23 protein-coding genes and 1 tRNA gene are annotated in these 18,273 nt (G+C 41.5%); 10 read left to right on the top strand and 14 right to left on the bottom strand.

Annotated elements, in window-relative coordinates:
* Positions 1-30: 30 nt before the first annotated feature.
* The 6 genes from L6773_RS17585 to L6773_RS17560 all read left to right on the top strand — a co-directional run bounded on the left by L6773_RS17585 (position 31) and on the right by L6773_RS17560 (position 5,260).
* Positions 31-777, top strand: a complete 747-nt coding sequence (locus tag L6773_RS17585) for an SDR family NAD(P)-dependent oxidoreductase (protein WP_237855802.1) — start codon at positions 31-33, stop codon at positions 775-777.
* A gap of 141 nt (positions 778-918) precedes the next feature.
* Positions 919-1,773, top strand: coding sequence for a fumarylacetoacetate hydrolase family protein (locus L6773_RS17580; RefSeq protein ID WP_237855800.1), 855 nt, complete (start codon positions 919-921; stop codon positions 1,771-1,773).
* 2 nt (positions 1,774-1,775) lie between these two features.
* Positions 1,776-2,606 carry an amidohydrolase family protein gene (locus L6773_RS17575; RefSeq protein ID WP_237855799.1) on the top strand — a complete coding sequence of 277 codons (831 nt, stop codon included), beginning with the start codon at positions 1,776-1,778 and terminating at the stop codon, positions 2,604-2,606.
* 6 nt (positions 2,607-2,612) lie between these two features.
* Complete coding sequence (locus L6773_RS17570; RefSeq protein WP_237855798.1) at positions 2,613-3,398, top strand: L-fucose dehydrogenase; 786 nt, start codon at positions 2,613-2,615, stop codon at positions 3,396-3,398.
* A 138-nt stretch (positions 3,399-3,536) separates the two neighbouring features.
* A complete protein-coding gene (gene fucP, locus L6773_RS17565) occupies positions 3,537-4,796 on the top strand; it encodes an L-fucose:H+ symporter permease (RefSeq protein ID WP_237855797.1) in 1,260 nt (419 codons plus the stop codon).
* A 119-nt stretch (positions 4,797-4,915) separates the two neighbouring features.
* Complete coding sequence (locus tag L6773_RS17560) at positions 4,916-5,260, top strand: L-rhamnose mutarotase (protein ID WP_237855796.1); 345 nt, start codon at positions 4,916-4,918, stop codon at positions 5,258-5,260.
* A gap of 148 nt (positions 5,261-5,408) precedes the next feature.
* Here the strand turns inward: L6773_RS17560 and L6773_RS17555 are convergent, their stop codons facing one another.
* The 3 genes from L6773_RS17555 to L6773_RS17545 form a co-directional block, all read right to left on the bottom strand.
* The gene (locus tag L6773_RS17555; RefSeq protein WP_237855795.1) at positions 5,409-6,005 is read right to left on the bottom strand and encodes a short chain dehydrogenase; all 597 of its coding nucleotides are present in this window, start codon (positions 6,003-6,005) and stop codon (positions 5,409-5,411) included.
* 45 nt (positions 6,006-6,050) lie between these two features.
* Positions 6,051-6,989: an NADP-dependent oxidoreductase gene (locus L6773_RS17550; protein WP_237855794.1), complete on the bottom strand. Its 939-nt coding sequence runs from the start codon at positions 6,987-6,989 to the stop codon at positions 6,051-6,053.
* Positions 6,990-7,152: 163 nt separating this feature from the next.
* Complete coding sequence (locus L6773_RS17545; protein WP_237855791.1) at positions 7,153-8,244, bottom strand: aldo/keto reductase; 1,092 nt, start codon at positions 8,242-8,244, stop codon at positions 7,153-7,155.
* A 366-nt stretch (positions 8,245-8,610) separates the two neighbouring features.
* On the opposite strand from L6773_RS17545, the gene L6773_RS17540 reads away from it, so the two are divergent.
* From L6773_RS17540 to L6773_RS17525, 4 genes are all read left to right on the top strand, one after another.
* A complete protein-coding gene (locus L6773_RS17540) occupies positions 8,611-9,501 on the top strand; it encodes an SAM-dependent methyltransferase (RefSeq protein WP_237855790.1) in 891 nt (296 codons plus the stop codon).
* Complete coding sequence (locus tag L6773_RS17535) at positions 9,501-10,838, top strand: APC family permease (protein WP_237855789.1); 1,338 nt, start codon at positions 9,501-9,503, stop codon at positions 10,836-10,838. Before L6773_RS17540 ends, L6773_RS17535 begins: the two co-directional genes overlap by 1 nt.
* Before the next feature lie 113 nt (positions 10,839-10,951).
* A tRNA-Leu gene (locus tag L6773_RS17530) sits at positions 10,952-11,039 on the top strand.
* Between the two features lie 406 nt (positions 11,040-11,445).
* Positions 11,446-11,901 (top strand): zinc ribbon domain-containing protein, encoded by a 456-nt coding sequence (locus L6773_RS17525; RefSeq protein ID WP_237855787.1) that lies wholly within the window; start codon positions 11,446-11,448, stop codon positions 11,899-11,901.
* Between the two features lie 10 nt (positions 11,902-11,911).
* Here the strand turns inward: L6773_RS17525 and L6773_RS17520 are convergent, their stop codons facing one another.
* The 11 genes from L6773_RS17520 to L6773_RS17470 form a co-directional block, all read right to left on the bottom strand.
* On the bottom strand, positions 11,912-12,151 hold the full coding sequence (locus L6773_RS17520) for a hypothetical protein (RefSeq protein ID WP_237855786.1): 240 nt from the start codon (positions 12,149-12,151) through the stop codon (positions 11,912-11,914).
* Between the two features lie 24 nt (positions 12,152-12,175).
* Positions 12,176-12,568, bottom strand: coding sequence for a hypothetical protein (locus L6773_RS17515; protein WP_237855785.1), 393 nt, complete (start codon positions 12,566-12,568; stop codon positions 12,176-12,178).
* Complete coding sequence (locus tag L6773_RS17510; RefSeq protein ID WP_237855784.1) at positions 12,558-12,872, bottom strand: hypothetical protein; 315 nt, start codon at positions 12,870-12,872, stop codon at positions 12,558-12,560. The genes L6773_RS17515 and L6773_RS17510 overlap by 11 nt, the downstream gene beginning before the upstream one ends.
* On the bottom strand, positions 12,869-13,252 hold the full coding sequence (locus tag L6773_RS17505) for a hypothetical protein (RefSeq protein WP_237855782.1): 384 nt from the start codon (positions 13,250-13,252) through the stop codon (positions 12,869-12,871). Before L6773_RS17505 ends, L6773_RS17510 begins: the two co-directional genes overlap by 4 nt.
* Positions 13,227-13,415 carry a hypothetical protein gene (locus tag L6773_RS17500; RefSeq protein WP_237855780.1) on the bottom strand — a complete coding sequence of 63 codons (189 nt, stop codon included), beginning with the start codon at positions 13,413-13,415 and terminating at the stop codon, positions 13,227-13,229. The genes L6773_RS17505 and L6773_RS17500 overlap by 26 nt, the downstream gene beginning before the upstream one ends.
* A 242-nt stretch (positions 13,416-13,657) precedes the next feature.
* On the bottom strand, positions 13,658-14,365 hold the full coding sequence (locus L6773_RS17495) for a hypothetical protein (RefSeq protein ID WP_237855779.1): 708 nt from the start codon (positions 14,363-14,365) through the stop codon (positions 13,658-13,660).
* A 277-nt stretch (positions 14,366-14,642) separates the two neighbouring features.
* Entirely contained in the window at positions 14,643-15,386 is a 744-nt protein-coding gene (locus L6773_RS17490; protein WP_237855778.1) for a hypothetical protein, read from the bottom strand.
* Complete coding sequence (locus L6773_RS17485) at positions 15,383-15,661, bottom strand: hypothetical protein (protein ID WP_237855777.1); 279 nt, start codon at positions 15,659-15,661, stop codon at positions 15,383-15,385. Before L6773_RS17485 ends, L6773_RS17490 begins: the two co-directional genes overlap by 4 nt.
* Before the next feature lie 96 nt (positions 15,662-15,757).
* On the bottom strand, positions 15,758-15,967 hold the full coding sequence (locus tag L6773_RS17480) for a helix-turn-helix transcriptional regulator (protein ID WP_237855776.1): 210 nt from the start codon (positions 15,965-15,967) through the stop codon (positions 15,758-15,760).
* Between the two features lie 91 nt (positions 15,968-16,058).
* On the bottom strand, positions 16,059-16,616 hold the full coding sequence (locus L6773_RS17475; protein WP_237855775.1) for a hypothetical protein: 558 nt from the start codon (positions 16,614-16,616) through the stop codon (positions 16,059-16,061).
* A 6-nt stretch (positions 16,617-16,622) separates the two neighbouring features.
* Positions 16,623-17,840: a tyrosine-type recombinase/integrase gene (locus L6773_RS17470; RefSeq protein ID WP_237855774.1), complete on the bottom strand. Its 1,218-nt coding sequence runs from the start codon at positions 17,838-17,840 to the stop codon at positions 16,623-16,625.
* Between the last annotated feature and the right edge of the window lie 433 nt (positions 17,841-18,273).

Genomic DNA, 18,273 nt, shown 5'->3' with positions numbered 1-18,273 from the left:
AATTAACTTCAAATTAGAAGTACAAAACCTATGGAATTAAAGAACAAAACAGCAATCATAACCGGAGGAGCCAGTGGAATTGGCCTGGCAATAACCAATGTATTTGCCGCTAATGGCGCAAAAGTTCACGTTTTAGAGATCGAGAAAGGAGCTAAAATTGAAGGCGATCAGGATATTGAGATCCACCAGTGCGATGTATCCAACCATCAACAAGTTCACGACGTGATTGGTAAAATCACCGAAGCAGAACCGTTGGATATTTTAGTGAATAATGCGGGTATTGCCCACATCGGAAATGTGGAACAGACTACTGAAGAGGATCTCGATCGACTCTACAGTGTAAACATTAAAGGTATTTTTAACTGTATCCAGGCTTGCATTCGTCCGCTCAAAAAAACGAAAGGCTGTATTCTGAATATGGCTTCAGTTGTTTCGCATGTGGGCATCCCCGACCGTTTTGCCTATACCATGACGAAAGGCGCCGTTCTGACAATGACTTACTCGGTAGCAAAAGATTATATTGATGATGGAGTTCGATGTAATTCCATCTCGCCGGCCCGGGTTCACACACCATTTGTAGATGGTTACCTGGCTCAAAATTATCCCGGAAAAGAGAAAGAGATGTTTGAGAAATTATCAAAAACACAACCTATTGGACGGATGGCTAAACCGGAGGAGGTAGCAAATCTTGCTTTGTTTCTTTGCTCAGATAAAGCTGATTTCATCACCGCAACCGACTATCCAATTGATGGTGGATTTATAAACATAAATAACTAACGGTGTAAAACATCCTTTCATCCCGAGAAATTGGTATGAAAGAGTTGTTTTGCCTTAATTCCGAACTCTGCGATCCCGACGCTTCGGGAGCACTCTCGCAGCGTTCTAACAAAAAAACCTGCAACACTTTATAATTTTCCAATGAAATTATTCAGATATGGCCAGCCGGGAGCCGAAAAGCCCGGTATTGAAGTAGATGGCGTTAAATACGATGCCAGCTATCTAATAAATGATTATAACGAAGAATTTTTCAACAACGGAGGTCTGGAAAAGTTACGGTCCGATTTCGACCCTGATGATGCTGTGAAAGTGGATGAGTTTGAGCGTATCGGGGTTCCCGTTTCAAAACCGGGTAAAATTGTTTGTATTGGTTTGAACTATATCAAGCATGCAGAAGAGAGTGGGTCAGATATTCCTAAAGAGCCTGTTGTATTTTTCAAAGCAACCTCATCTATTACCGGCCCGTTTGACTCAGTCGTCATACCCAAAAACAGCAAGAAAACCGATTGGGAGGTTGAGTTGGCCGTTATCATCGGCAAAGAAGCCAGTTATGTTAGCGAAGAGGAAGCAATGGATTACGTTGCGGGATATGCTGTTCACAACGATGTAAGTGAGCGCGAATTTCAACTTGAAAGAGGAGGTCAATGGGTAAAAGGCAAAAGCTGTGATACGTTTGCGCCCATAGGCCCATACCTGGTAACCAAAGATGAAATTGCCGATCCCCACAATCTGCGGCTCTGGCTGAAATTAAACGATGAGACCCTGCAAGATGGAAATACAAGTGATTTCATTTTTAACATTCCTAAGGTCATCAGTTACCTGTCCCAATTTATGAGTCTTCAAGCCGGAGATATCATTTCAACCGGAACTCCCGAAGGCGTTGGACTTGGATTTGATCCACCTCGTTATCTCAAGCCCGGTGATGTAATGGAATTGGGAATTGACGGACTCGGCACTTCGAAGCAAACCGCAGTTGCCTACAAAGAAAATGGTTGACCATGAAAATTGATTCACATCAGCATTTTTGGGAGTACGACCCCGTTCGGGATGAGTGGATTGATGATTCCATGGAGATCCTGAAACAAGATTTCATGCCAAAAGACCTGGAACCCCATCTATCGGATGCCGGATTTGATGGTTGTATTACGGTGCAGGCTGACCCATCCGAACGGGAAACTAATTTTCTTCTTGAACTTGCAGAGAATCACGACTTCATCAAAGGTGTAGTGGGTTGGGTTGATCTGACATCTCCAAAACTGGAGAATCGACTTGTTCATTTTGATCAGTTTAAAAAACTGAAAGGTTTCAGAGAAATTTTGCAAGGTGAACCTCCGGGATCTATGTTAGATGAACGGTTTATCAGTGGTATCGAAGCACTGCAAAAAACACGTTTTCGTTATGATATCCTGATCTTCGAAAATCAACTGCGGGAGTGCATTAAATTCGTTGAGCATTTCCCGGAGATGCATTTTGTTGTCGATCATATCGCGAAACCCGTGATTAAAGAAAGTTCTTTTGATGAGTGGGCTGACTCGATGAAGAAACTTTCAGATTTTCCCAATCTTCATATCAAACTATCGGGAATGGTAACCGAAGCTGACTGGGATCACTGGCAAACCAAAGATTTTACCCCCTACCTTGAAACTTGCCTTGAACATTTTGGGGCCGATCGGCTGATGATCGGTTCCGATTGGCCGGTCTGTCTGCTGGCCGCCGAATATGGAGAAGTAGTCGGCATTATCGAAGATTTTCTTGATGGCTTGAGCCAAGAGGAATATGATGACATTATGGGGAAAACAGCTGTTGAATTTTATCAATTAAACGAGTGATTTTCTATGGATCTGCATCTCAAAGATAAAGTGTTCATTGTAACCGGTGGAGCCAAAGGAATTGGGGAATCCATCGTTTGGGGGTTAGTGAATGAAGGGGCAATCCCCGTAATCTTAGGCCGATCGAATGAACCAAGCCTGGAACTTGAAAAAAAGATCAAAGAGAAGGGCGGTAGATGTTTGAACGTAATCGCAGAGCTACCGAACCCGCAAGTTTGTAAGCAAACAGTTCAGAAAGCAGTCGAAAATTATGGAGCACTGCATGGAATTGTGAATAATGCCGGAGTAAATGATGGTGTGGGTCTTGAAGAAGGCAGTCCGGAAGAATTTCGAAATTCCGTTACAACGAACCTGATGCACTACTTTGACTTAGTGCACTATGCGCTACCCTATCTCAAGAAAACCAAAGGAGCCATTGTAAATATAAGCTCTAAAACGGCTCTTACAGGACAGGGTGGCACCTCGGGTTATGCTGCAAGCAAAGGTGCTCAACTTGCATTGACCCGTGAATGGTCCGTGGAGTTAGCTCAATATGGAATTCGTGTCAATGCAATTGTTCCCGCTGAAGTGATGACACCACTCTATAAAAAATGGATCAACTCGTTTAATAATCCCGAACAACGACTCAAAGAAATTGAAAACCGCATTCCGCTGGAAAAACGGTTTACAACCTCAGAAGAGATTGCCGATACAGCCGTATTCCTTCTCAGTGACCGAAGCTCCCATACCACAGGACAGTGGCTGTTTGTGGATGGTGGGTATGTACACTTTGATCGGGCGTATAATGCTTGAGACAAGATCCAGGATACGGGATTTATTATATATAAAACGGATCACTGATCCACAGGACATGAATTCATAGAAGAAATCATAATGTTTTCCGGCTCAGGCGAGCCGAGATATCTTAACCTTGAACCATAAACTTAATCTATGCGAAGCTCCGTTGTTGAAAGAAAATACCTGATCCCCTTTATCCTTGTCACCAGCATGTTTTTTATGTGGGGACTGGCCAATAATATGACGGATACGCTCCTCGCTGCCTTCAAGCGCATCATGAGTATGACTGATTTCCAGACCTCATGGATCCAGGTGGCATTTTATGGTTCCTATTTCTGCCTTGCCCTTCCGGCTGCTATATTCATCAGAAAATTCACCTATAAATCGGGCATTCTTCTTGGTTTGGGCTTTTTCATTCTGGGAGCACTACTCTTCTACCCTGCCAGCCAAACGATGGTTTATGGACATTTTTTAACAGCCCTGTTTATCCTCGCCGGCGGGTTATCCGTTCTTGAAACAACAGCGAATCCCTACATTTTGGCGATGGGATCGGATGAAAGCAGCGTGCAACGGCTCAACCTTGCTCAGGCATTCAATCCAATCGGATCGATTTCAGGAGTATTGCTGAGCAAATTTTTTATCCTCGAAAACCTGAATACAGCCGACGCCACCGCCCGCGCCGGACTCAGTGCGGGGGAATTGCAAGTCATGCAGCAACAGGAGTTATCAGCGGTAATGGGTCCTTATGTGGGAGTTGCTCTTTTGCTTCTTGTCATTTGGGTAACAATTTCAGTTATAAAAATGCCCACATTTTCACATCATACCGAGAGCATCCATCTTGGAGATTCCCTGAAAAAACTCTTTGCAAACTCTAATTACAAATGGGGAGTGGTAGCACAATTTTTCTATGTGGGAGCACAAATTGGAGTTTGGTCGTACACAATTCGCTATGTGATGGCTGAACTGAGTCTTGATGAAAGTGGCGCTTCGAATTATTATTTAGCGGCTTTGATTCTTTTTACCGTCATGCGATTTGCATTTACGGGATTGCTCAAACGTTTCCGTGGTTCCATTCTTTTAATTTGGAGCGCATTCGTAGCTGTTGGATTTTTACTTATCGTTATTTTTGTGGGAGGATTTGTCGGCGTACTTGCCCTTGTTGGAATTTCGGGTTGCATGTCGCTAATGTTTCCAACCATATTTGGATTGGCTTCCCAGGGCTTGGGCCAGGACCGAAAGATTGCCGGATCCGGCTTGATTATGGCAATTCTGGGGGGAGCGGTATTAACGGCTATCCAGGGACAAGTTTCCGATATCAGCGGCAGTATTCATCTCTCCTTTTTCATCCCGATGATCTGCTTTCTCGTGGTAGCTTACTTTGGGTTTAGTAATAGAAAAATGACGATTGGATGAAACAGAAAATTTGTAGCACGGGTCGCTGACCCATAGGGAAACCCGAAAATGAGCAGTTCAGTGAACTCCGGCTTAGGCGAGCCGGGCTACTTTGAACCTGAAACTTGAAACCATCCACGATGAAACGATTCTGTTTTGCTTTGGATTTGAAAAATGATCCGGAACTGATTGACGAGTATATCAAACAACACGAGAATGTTTGGCCGGAAATATTGGATAGTATCACCAATGCAGGAATCATAAATATGGAGATTTACAATGTTGGCAACCGGCTTTTTATGATCATGGAAACCACCGATGATTTTGACCCTGAAGCGAAAGCAGAAGCCGATCAAAACAACCCGAAAGTACAGGAATGGGAATCGCTGATGAATAACTATCAAAAACGATTACCATTTGCGAAAGAACATCAAAAATGGGTGCAAATGAATCGGATTTTTTCGCTGAACAAACAGAGAACCTGACAGAGTCCGTAGCGAAGCGTAGGTCCTGTCAGAGTTCGGATTTTCACTTTAAAACGTGAGTAACTTTATTCACGCTGACGCAACTCTGCCAGTCCCGAAAGGTCGGGATGAAAAGCACAGATGCTCTTGCAGGTTGCTTTTTAATCGTTCAATAAACTTTCACCACTTCCCCATTAATATTGCCAAGCACACTCTTCCGGAAACCTCTGACCACATCCTCCATAGCTACAGGTTTATGACCCGGAAATGCGCCAAAGAATTCAGGTGAATCTTCAACAACACCGGGGCTAATGGCGTTAATCCGAACTCCATTCTGCAGTTCCATAGATGCCGCTTTTACAAAGCTGTTGACAGCCCCATTTACTGCTGCAAGGTTGCTGGATGCAAATACAGGATCTTCCGACAATATTCCCGAAACTAATGTAAATGAACCGTTGGGATTGATATACTTTTGACCGATCAAAACGAGGTTTATCTGCCCCATCAATTTACTGTTTAACCCCACCCGGAAATCCTCTTCTTTCATATCACTAATGGGGCCAAAATGTCCGACACCGGTAGCGCTGACGAGTGCATCAAAAGAATCCACTTCCTCAAACAGATTTTCGATGGATTCTGAATCGGTAATATCTGCATGGATATCACCGCTGTTCGATCCAACTTTTATAACCTCGTGATCACTTTCAAGATCTTCAGTTATCTTGCTGCCGATTGTTCCGGTAGCACCTGCAATGATAATTTTCATTCTTGAATCAATCTTATTGATTAGCTTTTATGAACTCTGAATTTTTTAAGGCGTAATTACAATCTTACCTCTTGTATGAAGTGTTTGAATTTGCTTCAGTGCCTCTTCTGTATTTTCCAGTGAAAATGTTTTTGAGACAGGAACTGAAACTTTCCCCTCATCTACCAGCTCTCTCAAATGGTCCAGCTGTTTAGAATTTGGTTCCACAAAGACGTATTCAAAGGCAATATCTGAACGGATGTCCGGCTTACTTTTTGTAATGGAAACCAGCTTGCCACCATCTTTCAATACGTTTATACTTTTTTGCAGAGCATCTCCCCGACTGCAATCAAAAATCAAGTCAATGCCATCGGGTATTACATTTTCTACTGATTCCGCAATATTTGAGACTTCGTATGAGATCGTTTCATCAGCACCTAACTCTTTCATGTACTCGAAGTTTCTTTCACTTGCAACGCCTATCACATTCGCACCCTTCGCTTTCGCCAGCTGAATCGCAAAAGAGCCTACACCGCCGGATGCCCCGAGAATTAATACGGTTTCATCTCCTTGCAAATTTCCCGCATCAAACAAAGATTGATATGCGGTCAATCCAACCAACGGGATCGCCCCGGATTCTTCGTGAGAAATGCTGTTGGGTTTTTGAGACAGATAGCTTTCCGGGATAACAGTGTATTCTGCAAACGTACCCCATTGTACCATCGGCCGGCGGGCATAAGCATAAACTTCATCTCCCTCATTAAATCTTCGAGAGCTAAATCCGCACTTTTCTACAACTCCCGAGAGATCCCAGCCTGGAATAAGTGGAAAATCATGAGGTATTCTGCCTTCAAGGTATCCCTGAACCACAGCGGCGTCAACAGGATTGACACCTGCGGCTTTAATTCGAACCAAGACCTCTCCCTCACCTACTTCAGGGGTATCAATATCTCCAAATTTTAGTGAATCAAGACTTCCTGTTTCTTCTACAAATACTGCTTTCATAAGAGGTTAATATTTATTTTAAGATTTCAATTCGAGTACTTTGCAAACCCTCATCGGTCATCCTGAATTAAATGCAGATCTCCGATTATAGATCTTAAGCACAATTCAATGACTACGAATCGAGGGTTTTACAAAACTTTTACTCATTATTAATTGGAACTCTCTATTCTCCTTCCAGAGGCATTTTCTTAAACCTGAGATCTTCCCAGGGACCGCCATCTTTAAATTTACCGGGTTCAAGTGCTTTGGCTCTCGGATCCTCAGCCATCGCTTGCTGAAGTACCATCCAACGCGGGTAAGGAACACCACGGTCGGAAACTTCATCGAGTTGTTGGATATCTTCATCAGTCAGTTCAAGGTCCACTGCTTTGATATTATCTTCCAGGTGCTCCAATTTACGGGCGGCAATCAATACACTGCTTATATTTTCCCTGGAGAGTGTCCATGCTAAAGCTGTACGGGCCGGGCTCACACCATGTCGGTCTGCTACTTCCTTAAGTGTGTCGACAATTTGAAATCCCTTTTCGATATCGAATGGAACAAACTGTCCGGCTTCCGCAAAACGGGTTCCTTCGGGTGGTGGATTGTCACGGTCGTACTTTCCACTTAGAAATCCGCCCGCAAGAGGACTCCAAACGAGTATTCCCATGTTATGATATTTCGCAAATGACATGAAATCATCCTCCAAATCGCGACCGACAAGACTGTAATACATCTGTGCAGTTACATATTTTTCAAGTCCCTCTTTTTCCTGGATACCAAGTGCGGTTGCCGCCTGCCAGGCCATATAGTTACTCAGTCCGATATATCGAACTTTACCCTGTTTTACCAGGTCATCAAAAGCCCGAAGCGTTTCCTCAATTGGTGTGTAAGGATCCCAGCTGTGTACCTGGTAAAGGTCGATATAATCAGTTTGAAGCCGTTCCAGGCTTTTTTCAACGGAATGCATAATATTTCCACGTGTGACTCCACTGTGGATTAGATGTTCATCCATTGGCAATCGAAACTTCGTGGCCAAAACGATATCTTCACGAACATCTTTCAGAGCATTTCCCAACAATGTTTCACTCTCACCAAGGCTGTACACGTTCGCCGTATCGATGAAATTGATACCATGATCCAAAGCAAATTTTACCATTTCATTGGTCTCTTCCTGGCCGAGACCTCCCATCTGCATCGCTTCACCAAATTGCATCGTTCCAAGCGCTACTTCACTTACTACTAATCCACTGTTTCCCAATGTTCGGTATTTCATACGTCCCCATTATTTTATTATAGAATTCATTTTCCTCAACTTATTAGAACGAAAAATCAGGAAATTCGGTTCCTTCCAGATCTATTCAATGCTATTCAACAACCTCACTGTTTTGATATTCCGGCCTGTCTTGTTCAAGACAATCTAATCCGGTCAATTTGATTGTATAATCAACCAGAATTGCCTTTTATTTCAATTAAAATCGTTACAAATATTTATAAATCATTTCCTGATTATGTTTTATTTATAATAGAAGCAGGAATGAATTTAAATGGTTTCATAAATTCCATTCACTCTATTAGATATAACGCTGACAGTAGGCCATATAAATTTCAAGCGAATCGCAATTTAACAGGAGCTTATTGAATGAATACAAGAAAGAAACACTCCACATTTGAAGAGAAAAATTTTATAGTTGATGTGATCTTACGCATCAGAAAGTTGAACAGCATAAAACGATCCGTATTTTTGATACCTGTGTTACTCTTGTTCTTCTTTTCTCAATTGAATGCACAGAACCTTGATGTACCATATGTACCCACTCCCAACGATGTACTTGAACGAATGCTTGACATGGCTGATGTTGGACCTGGTGATTATGTAATTGATCTGGGTTCAGGTGACGGACGTATTGTAATTGCAGCGGCCAAACGCGGTGCGGTCGGCCATGGGGTTGATCTCGATCCTGAACGGATTGCAGAAGCACGGGAGAATGCTGAAACAGAAGGCGTGAGTGATCGGATTATGTTTATGCAGGGCGATATCTTTGAAACCGACTTCAGCCAGGCTTCCGTCATCACACTTTACCTTCTAACTTCTGTAAACCTGGAATTACGTCCTTCACTGCTGGAGAATCTTGAACCGGGTACACGAGTTGTTTCACATAGTTTTGATATGGGTGAGTGGAGACCCGATGAATCCGTGGAGATTGCAAATCGCGATCTTTACTTCTGGATTATACCTGCTGATATAGATGGAAGTTGGAATTGGAGCATCAACGGAGAAAATTTTTCCATGAATGCTGAACAGGAATTCCAGGAAATCAGCGTAGAGTTGAATAGCGGAAATCGTTCTCTCATAACTGAGGAAGCTACTCTCAAGGGCAAGCGGATCAATCTGATTGTAATGGATGAAGAAAACAATACCCGATATATCTACAGCGGTGTTGTAGAGAATCATACCGTCAGTGGAACTGTCCAGGTTCATACTAAAGATGCGCAATCAATTGAAGAATGGTCTGCAACGCTGAGTGATTAATGGAAAAGACTCTTTCGGGAAATAAACCACTCCCCACATTTACAACTCTAAGCTCCGTAGCCGTAATGGTGGGCATTGTTGTGGGGATTGGAATATTCCGCCTCCCTCCCATCGTGGCCGCAAATTCTGCGAATGAATTCCAATTTATATCCTTCTGGGTAGCCGGTGGTTTCATATCCCTGATGGGCGCTTTGTGCTATGCCGAACTCGCATCCTCAAAACCGGATGCCGGCGGTGAGTATCACTTCCTGACACAAGGATTTGGTGCACCGGTTGGTTTCCTCTTTTCCTGGGGGCGTATGACCGTCATTCAAACCGGCTCCATCGCTTTGATTGCTTTTATCCTGGGTGATTATGCTTCCCTCATTCTTGACCTGGGGCCTAACAGTTCAGCGATTTACGCTGTTATAACAATTATTGTTCTGACCGGACTTAACTTACTTGGCACTCATCATTCCAGCAGAATGCAAAACCTTTTTACAGGTTTAATTGTATTGATGCTGATACTTCTCGCACTTTCCGGTTTGTTCTCTGCACCGGCTGAATCACTACCGGACTTGTCAAATTCTGATGACGGGTTATTTACAGGTGGTGCTGCCGGCTCTGCCATGATTTTTGTCTTGTTAACCTATGGAGGGTGGAACGAAGCAGTATATCTATCGGGAGAACTGCAAGACGTTAAACGGAATATGACGAAAGTACTTCTGTTCGGAATCGTAATCATAACCGGGCTATATGTACTAGTAAATGTTGCCTATCTCCATGTTATGGGACTGGAAGCTCTTCAAAATTCGCAAACCGTCGGGGCTGACCTGACCGATCGTATCTTTGGTACTGAAGGCTCGCTGATTGTGGCATTTATTGTCATAGCAACTGCACTTTCAACGGCCAATGCCACAATCATCACGGGAGCAAGAACAAACTATGCTTTAGGGCGTGATTTTAAACTGCTGCGTTTTTTAGGAAAGTGGAGTGAAAATAATAACACTCCCTCAAATGCCTTAATAGTTCAGGGAATTATTGCTTTAATTTTAGTCGGTTTAGGTGTTTGGTCCCAGGAAGCTGTAAGTACAATGGTTGATTATACAGCTCCCGTGTTCTGGTTTTTTATTTTACTGACAACCATTACACTCTTCATATTTCGTGCCCGATCAGGAAAAGATTCTCTGCCCTTCCGAGTACCACTTTATCCCGTTACACCGATTCTTTTCCTTCTTGCATGCTCCTACATGCTCTATTCCAGTCTCGCCTTTACCGGGATGGGAGCCCTTGTGGGTATTGCGGTACTTGCTGTTGGAGTTCCTGTTTTCCTGGTTGCAAGAAAGAGAACTCCATAAAACTTTGTTTCGTAATCTTTATCTTTCGGCAGAAATTAGCTTACAAAATTAACCAAAATCATTCTTGTAGAAGAACCGGGTGTACCCTTATATTTGAGGTCTTAAAATGATGTGCCGTGGTGGCGGAATTGGTAGACGCGTTGGACTTAAAATCCAATTGGCATCAAAATGCCAGTGCCGGTTCGAGCCCGGCCCACGGTACTTTAAACCCTTGCAGTTCAATGATTTATGGATTGCAAGGGTTTTTTATTTCATGTAGATATGATAGGCTATATCTTTTTCGGCACAACAATGGCACAACATTTTAAGCCGTAAAAACATATTGGAATTTCTTTATAAGCGCTCCAAGTAAAGGAAATTGAGCATCAAAAAGATTGGCCGTACAAGCTATCAACTCACACGGCCAGGACTATTCATCATTACTTGTATGAACCGAAAAAACGGAATCCCTTACAAAATTTTTTTTTGCTACTTATTATCCTCCGTCTCTTCAAAATCAGAAAGTACCCCAAAAAATTTATATTCAAGGATTCTAATTTTTTAGAGTAGCAGTTTTTTAGTAATTAATGTTGCAGTTGGTATAAACACTTATCTAAAAGAGGGGATTATGGCTTTAGTGAATTGCAAAGAATGTGAAAGAGAAATTAGCAGTGATGCAGATACTTGCCCTCATTGCGGATATTCAATAAAAAAAGAACGTGAAGAAAAAGAATCTGCAATAGGATGCTTAATTGTAGTGTTCATTATTATTGCTGGGTTTTACTTTTGGCCTGAATCTTCTTCTAATGAAAAGCCTTGGAACGAACGGGATAATTCAACAATGGCCTATATTATGGCTGAAAATTGGGTAAAGGATAGATTGATAAGCCCGTCAACGGCAGAATTTCCCGGAACGCTTGAGTATCGGGATCACATATCAAGACTTCCAGATCAGATTTATGAAATAGATAGCTACGTTGATTCTCAAAACCAAATGGGCGCCATGGTACGAACTCCTTTTTTTGCAAGGATTCAACAAACATCAGAAGATAACTGGAAGCTCTTAGAGCTTAGAATAGAATGATAAGATCGGGCTAACCACCGTAAGCTATTCTCTCAATAAGTTTTTCACTGTAATTATACTTTTTGGCTAAGGTTTCTCGAAGCATTTTAGGTAAGCAGACGCCGGTTTCTTTATGGTTCTTTTCAATGATGTATTTAATCTCTGCTTTGTCGATCTCTCGAAGGATTGTGGAAGGGTTAGGAATACACCTTATTGCTTTGGCTCTAAGTTTCCGGATTTCTGCAATTTGAAGCATAGTTGAGGTTTCCAAAATCTTAGGTTTTTTTAGGTTCTACTATGCTGGAGGTTCGTATAAATCGGAGTTCCATATCATTAACTGCCACCTGTAAACATTGTGGTGACGTATTTGTGTATAATGTCGCTTTGGAGTTTGGGTTTTAACCCTGTAAATGTCGCCATTAATACTTTTAATCTCTCCAGCAAGGCCAAACAGAAAGACCTGTTCACCAACTGAAAATTCCGGGTAATTTCGGTTCGCTGAAACAATCTCATCTTCAAGAACGGTTTGAGCAGTCCGGGCTTTTTCTGCCTCTGGTTCATGAAATAATTCAAGAGGCTGGACAAGATATGCCCACCTGTCGCCAATGGTTGTTACCTGAATAATTATCCCGGTCCAGCTACCGCGTGAGGGTGCTACTGTGACAATATCTTCTTTACTATACTGCATTGATCTCTGCCTCTGTAATTTTGAATTTATGCATTAAATAGGCTTCCACAACATCGTTGGTTCTTTCTTTGTACGGTAAGAGGTTCGCGGGCCATGCATCAACACCAACACCTTTTAAGACTAACCTTTTAGCAGGGCCTGTGGCTGTTCTCATTCTACGAATGGCATGAATAGCCTTATCTCTGGTCTGGGGTTCATTTGGAATATGAACACCCTTTTCGTCAAGTGTCACTACCAAAAATGTAGAGGTTTCATTTATGGTTGATTTCTGTTCGATCTTGTCAACGCGTTTATTCAGGTTCATATTTCTGAGAATTTGAGTTCGTGTTTGTGAAGTAAGTGTGCAGTAAGTATACATTCGATTTCATCGCGGTACGGCTTAAGATGATTGGGCCATTGTGGAAATCGGGGAGCTATCTCGCTTAACAATTCACCATGCATCCAGTCATTAAGTTCAAGCATTAATTTAAAGAATGTGCCGTGGTGATAGTTTTGTTCATGTTCATGAATTTTTTTCCGCGTTTGAATCCATTGCCGGGCCTCTTCTTTGGTCATGGCTGGTGAATGCTCGTATTCATTAACAGCCGGGTACATTAAATCAAATATGAGGTTGCACGATTCCTGGTAGAAATCCTTTAGTCCAGCCTGTTCTTCAATTTTATTTACTCTGTTTGATAGATTCATAATTTTGCTCAAGTTTTTCGATCCTTTCCACAAGATCCGTTGTTTCGATTAGTTTTTGATATTTTCCGATAAGCCCAGCCATTGCATACGCGCTTCGGATCTGCTTCTCGTCGTCGTCGCTGGTAAGTACGATTTTCTCAATGGCTTTTATCGAGTCAGTCATGCGTAGCTTTGCCTCTGTTAATGTGAGGGGCTTTCTGGATCTACTGTATTTATAAGATTTTGCCATTCTTTTATGCTATTAAGTTCGATTCAAACAAGGGTTGAAATAATTGTAAATAACTGTTTTTTAACAATTAAATAGGATCATTATACCCCCGCTTGAAAATTAGTTTAGAGGGGCTGGAGCTTAAAAAGAACCCGGCTGAGGTGCGATAACCCCAACCGGGCACCTGGCCTAAAACATTATCTTTTCAGTGCTGTATCAACGTCATTTCTCAACTTCAATGATTGTTGAACCTCGTAGTTGTCCAACTTTTGAACATACCGGCCAAAATAATTGGAAAGTTGTCCAACACTATCTGCAACCGATTTTATGTGGTCGCGTTTTTCGATCTCATCTTTGAACTTGGTTTGCTTAAAGTGTTCGATAAACCGGTCTCGTGTTTCGTCATCAAATCCGGTCAATTCTGAAGGTACTCCAAGCACATATTCAGCCAGTTCAAACTTACCACTGTCGATGGCCTTGTTCAGGAAACTATGTTTCTTGGAGTCATCCATTTCACGGAAGAGGGCTCGCGTCTCTTTTGCAAGAGGCTTCCGCGAGGCGTTATCTTCAATTCCTTCCTCTATTCGGCTGTTTATGGAGTTCACTACATCTCGAAGGTCTCGCTCAGCCCGGCTCCCAAAGTCTCGGATCTTTTCCAGTTTCTTACTTGAATATTCGTATGCCGTCACCCTTTTATCAATCGAGTTCCTGGTCCGATCCTGGTTCAATTTCTGAATCGTTTCCGACGTCTCCTGAATGATCTGATCTGCCTTTTCAAGAGCTTTCAGTCCTGTACTAATCGTTGAGTTAACTTTGAGATTTTCTGGTAATTCGCTACGGATTCCCTCCGCTTTCAAATGCAACGGAGTTTTTGGGATTTCTGATATTGCTGATTTCTGTTCCATTGGTTTAGCCATTATCTTAGTTTTACTTAGTTATTTGTTGGGTTATTGTTGTGCCAGAGAATAATGTCTCTGAATAATCTTTAATCAGTTTTATTTGTAATCGGTTTATTATCAATAGTTTACATTAAAATAATTTTTTTTGATTGATTAACTCCAATTGGATTTAATATCCAATAACACTCTATAATTTGTTTTCTGAATCATCATTTATGCAGATGTATTATTAATGAGTTTTAGAGTACTTGGAACATGTGGTACATGTATTGCCTTTTTTTTGTCATAGGTAATTCCAGCTCTTTTTATACTTCAAATTTGCCCGGACTAAATCTGAATCCTGAACCGTTACACGGCCTGCCTTGTCAATTCTCATTTTGTGGCCAACATCTTCAAATATTTTCCTGAAAAGATGTTTATCCAGGTTGTCAATTTTGATGAAATTGCCATTTAGTTCATACGGATAAAAATTGTACTTCAATTCTATGTAACCATGTAGCTTAGCCAGTTTTTTTAGCTTATTTGCTTTCGATCTGCTTATTTCTAAAATTGAAGCCAATGCCCGATCTGCAACGGGAAAATAATTGGAATAGCCGGGCCTGGCAGAACCACCGTGGCTTGAAATTGCGGTCTTACCCTTGCCCGTGCTATTCCGTTTATATTTTTGAAAGTTCGTAAGCCTGCCTAATACTACACCTGCAAAAAAAGCACGTGGATTCTTAATAATCTTTGGATTGATTTCTACACCAATCACATATCGAAATCCCATCTGGTGAAATACTTTTTTCCAGGACTTAATCACGTGCACCTTGCCGTTAGGCTCAATCCAGCCTATTCCCTCAAGATATTGAAGGTAACGCCTTACCGTTCTATTGCTTCGATTGAGATAAGCGCTTAAAACGGAAATTTGACGTTTGTTCAAATAGGTATGGCCGGGGGTTACGTGTTTTAGCAGGTGAAAGCAATGAATGGGATATTCTTTACCCTCACTCAATGCGAAATGCGATATTTCAACCGGGATTATCATACTCTGCACCTTTCAGCTTTGAAAAGTTCTGCCTGACCCGGTTTCGGAATTAATTCGGGATCGGTTGAAAAAAATTGAGCTGAATGCCTGGTAACCGGGCAAATGTCTTTTTTTACAACTGCTATCTTGTTTCGTTTCCTCAAATATGCAACGTAACGGCAGATATTTGGCCGGTCGATACCAGTTTCAACAGAAACCTGCTTCATCGTTTTTGGTGCATTCCTAAAAGCTCTGTTAGTCTCTTCTAATTGGTTATTGAAAGTTTGTTGATCCATAGTGTCGCCTCAATGATTATGTGCATATCGGAAGCGATTTCACTATTTTTAAACAGTGTCGCTTCCTGCCTGACTGCTTCCAACAGTCGGGCTTTTTTATGCCGTTGCGGGTTCGGGTTCGGTTGCATTGGGCCTGTTTTCAAGCCATTCCCTTATATCAGATTCCAGCCACCCTACACAGCGGTTAGAAATTTTCTTCCGGGGTGGCAGTTCCCCCCGTTTTTCCATTCTCCAAACGGTTACGGGGTTTACAGATAGGATTTCAGCCAATTGGGATGGCCGAATTATTGAGAGTTGATTTTCCATCTTTCAAGTGTTTATTGCGATTGATTACACTTGAATGATAGTGCAAGAGGTGCGAAAGATTAGAGAATTGGGTTTCCGAAAATTAGGAAAGCTATTTCCTTTTCAACCATACCCGATATGATTTATCAAAGTTTTGTGGAGTGTCCGTTTTTATGTAATCAGTTACACCTACATCACATTCTAAATTCTTGATCCAATCACATAGCTTGTAAAAGGCATTATCAACTCCAAATTCCCCCTTCAAGGCTCCATATTTTCTATAAATATCATCTTTGTGTGGCTTTACAGAGCTATTTATAGTTTCGTTAGTATCTCGCTTAAGTTTCTGATAGTATTTCAGCTTTACATTCAGTTTATAAATAGCATTCTCTTTATTTTTTATTTGCCTTTCAATACTTCTAACCTTGCTTTCCCATTTGGCTTTCTGATGAAATTCAGCCTTTTCAATATCTCCCTCCCATAACTCCAAATCATCATCAGATGGTGTATTCGGCCCATAAAATTTAAAGTTATCGTATTGTTGTCTGAGTTCCCCTAAATCTGATTTATACTTAATAATAAACGATTCCAGATAGTCTATTTTTTCATTTAAAGGAATAGATTCATCAGCCAAAAAATGATCCGTTTCTTTATAATTTGTAGGCTTCATAACATTTTACCCTATTTTGAAAAATTTCGTTTCAGTTTCACCTTCCAGGATCTCTTTAAGATGGAAATTCCAACGCTCCAGGGCTTTTCGTTTTTCATCCAGAAACTCATAATGGCTGTATCGGTTAGTGATAGCATACTCTTTGGCTAATCCTTTGTGTGATACGGCCTTACCAACATGAACCATATCAACGCCTAAACTTATCATTCCGGTAATTACGATATGCCGTAAGTCATGTATTTTAAAATCTGGTAATTCTGCTATTGGTCTGATTCGATCGGTTACATTGCCAAAAAAGGCTAAAGGTGAATTTTCCTTTTTCGGACTGGCAAAAACATAATCTTTCTTTCCGGTTATTTGATGAACATTTTCAAGTAATTCAATAGCCATTTCAGTTAATGGTACAATATGAGTTTCACCGCCTTTTGTCTCTGTTTTCGGAATAATCCATAACGCATTGTGCTGGTCAATATCCCTCCACTTCATCCGGGATGTTTCCCCTAATCGCTGGCCAGTAAGAAGTAGCATTTTTAAAACGCTTTGCATCGGTTCCCGTTGTGTCTCAAATGCATTCCATAAATTGCGAATATCATCATGAGTGTAGTTCAATTCCCTGTTTTTCTCTTTTCCACCAACCTTGTCCAATCCTTTTATTGGATGGTTGTTTGTGTAATCTTCTTTAACTGCATAGCTATAAATCTTTGAAAATATAGCTTGTATTCGATTGGCGTTAACAGGGTGTTTTTTAGCAACTTTTTTTAACCACCGTTTTACATCTCGTCTGGTAAGTTCTTCAATGGACTTTTTGCCAAATTTCTTTTCAATTTTATTGATTCTGCTTTTGTATGAACTCTGAGTTGATGCTTTTTTCTTTGGCAGATAATCCCTTTTAAAATCTTCGATTAGATCGCGAACTGTGATAACGTCTGGAGCTTGTTTCCTGGCTTTCTTTTCAGCCATTGGATTTAAGCCATCCTGTACTTTGCCTTTTAATTCTCTCGCTTCCTCTCTGGCATCTGAGAGGCTGGTATCTGGATAGTCACCAACTTTGTAATCAATCACTGAATCATTCCATCGGTAACGGTAGTAAAAAGCCTTGTTTCCAGATGGATAGATACGAACAGAAAGGCCACCTACTTCATGATCGGTAAGAGTAACTCTCTTGTCTGGTTTAGGATAGAATTTTAAACGTTTGTGATTCAACTGTTTTTTTTCGGTTTCCATAGTAACAGATTTTATTCAGGTTTTGTTGTGCCAGCGATCCCGGCACAACAATGGCACAACATTTTAAGCCGTGAACGTTGTTTCAACTGTAATCTAAAGTAAGGGTTAAACGGCTTATTTACAACGGATTGGCAGTTTTTTGCAATAAACCTGAAATACTATGAAATGCACCTTTTTTGGACTTAAAATCCAATTGGCATCAAAATGCCAGTGCCGGTTCGAGCCCGGCCCACGGTACTTTTTCATAACCCTTATGAGCTTCCATACTCGTAAGGGTTTTTTTATTTTGATATTAGCACGCCGGGCGAGAAGCCTGTCCCGCCGAAGGGAAATGAGTGAAGCGAATCGGGAAGCCCGGCCCACGGTACTTTTCCAAAACCCTTATGAGCTTCCATACTCGTAAGGGTTTTTTTATTTGATAGCAACCAGCCGG

Origin of the sequence: Rhodohalobacter sulfatireducens, from assembly GCF_022012475.1 — a bacterium.
In the GTDB taxonomy this organism is placed as follows: domain Bacteria; phylum Bacteroidota; class Rhodothermia; order Balneolales; family Balneolaceae; genus Rhodohalobacter; species Rhodohalobacter sulfatireducens.
Note: the sequence above shows the minus strand (reverse complement) of the source record. Positions and strands in the feature narration are given on the sequence as shown.

Bases quoted from the DNA above. Each gene is read 5' to 3' on its own strand.
- L6773_RS17585 (WP_237855802.1), top strand. From the start codon at position 31: ATGGAATTAAAGAACAAAACAGCAATCATAACCGGAGGAGCCAGTGGA.
- L6773_RS17580 (WP_237855800.1), top strand. From the start codon at position 919: ATGAAATTATTCAGATATGGCCAGCCGGGAGCCGAAAAGCCCGGTATT.
- L6773_RS17575 (WP_237855799.1), top strand. From the start codon at position 1,776: ATGAAAATTGATTCACATCAGCATTTTTGGGAGTACGACCCCGTTCGG.
- L6773_RS17570 (WP_237855798.1), top strand. From the start codon at position 2,613: ATGGATCTGCATCTCAAAGATAAAGTGTTCATTGTAACCGGTGGAGCC.
- fucP (WP_237855797.1), top strand. From the start codon at position 3,537: ATGCGAAGCTCCGTTGTTGAAAGAAAATACCTGATCCCCTTTATCCTT.
- L6773_RS17560 (WP_237855796.1), top strand. From the start codon at position 4,916: ATGAAACGATTCTGTTTTGCTTTGGATTTGAAAAATGATCCGGAACTG.
- L6773_RS17555 (WP_237855795.1), bottom strand. From the start codon at position 6,005: ATGAAAATTATCATTGCAGGTGCTACCGGAACAATCGGCAGCAAGATA.
- L6773_RS17550 (WP_237855794.1), bottom strand. From the start codon at position 6,989: ATGAAAGCAGTATTTGTAGAAGAAACAGGAAGTCTTGATTCACTAAAA.
- L6773_RS17545 (WP_237855791.1), bottom strand. From the start codon at position 8,244: ATGAAATACCGAACATTGGGAAACAGTGGATTAGTAGTAAGTGAAGTA.
- L6773_RS17540 (WP_237855790.1), top strand. From the start codon at position 8,611: ATGAATACAAGAAAGAAACACTCCACATTTGAAGAGAAAAATTTTATA.
- L6773_RS17535 (WP_237855789.1), top strand. From the start codon at position 9,501: ATGGAAAAGACTCTTTCGGGAAATAAACCACTCCCCACATTTACAACT.
- L6773_RS17525 (WP_237855787.1), top strand. From the start codon at position 11,446: ATGGCTTTAGTGAATTGCAAAGAATGTGAAAGAGAAATTAGCAGTGAT.
- L6773_RS17515 (WP_237855785.1), bottom strand. From the start codon at position 12,568: ATGCAGTATAGTAAAGAAGATATTGTCACAGTAGCACCCTCACGCGGT.
- L6773_RS17510 (WP_237855784.1), bottom strand. From the start codon at position 12,872: ATGAACCTGAATAAACGCGTTGACAAGATCGAACAGAAATCAACCATA.
- L6773_RS17505 (WP_237855782.1), bottom strand. From the start codon at position 13,252: ATGAATCTATCAAACAGAGTAAATAAAATTGAAGAACAGGCTGGACTA.
- L6773_RS17500 (WP_237855780.1), bottom strand. From the start codon at position 13,415: ATGACTGACTCGATAAAAGCCATTGAGAAAATCGTACTTACCAGCGAC.
- L6773_RS17495 (WP_237855779.1), bottom strand. From the start codon at position 14,365: ATGGAACAGAAATCAGCAATATCAGAAATCCCAAAAACTCCGTTGCAT.
- L6773_RS17490 (WP_237855778.1), bottom strand. From the start codon at position 15,386: ATGATAATCCCGGTTGAAATATCGCATTTCGCATTGAGTGAGGGTAAA.
- L6773_RS17485 (WP_237855777.1), bottom strand. From the start codon at position 15,661: ATGGATCAACAAACTTTCAATAACCAATTAGAAGAGACTAACAGAGCT.
- L6773_RS17480 (WP_237855776.1), bottom strand. From the start codon at position 15,967: ATGGAAAATCAACTCTCAATAATTCGGCCATCCCAATTGGCTGAAATC.
- L6773_RS17475 (WP_237855775.1), bottom strand. From the start codon at position 16,616: ATGAAGCCTACAAATTATAAAGAAACGGATCATTTTTTGGCTGATGAA.
- L6773_RS17470 (WP_237855774.1), bottom strand. From the start codon at position 17,840: ATGGAAACCGAAAAAAAACAGTTGAATCACAAACGTTTAAAATTCTAT.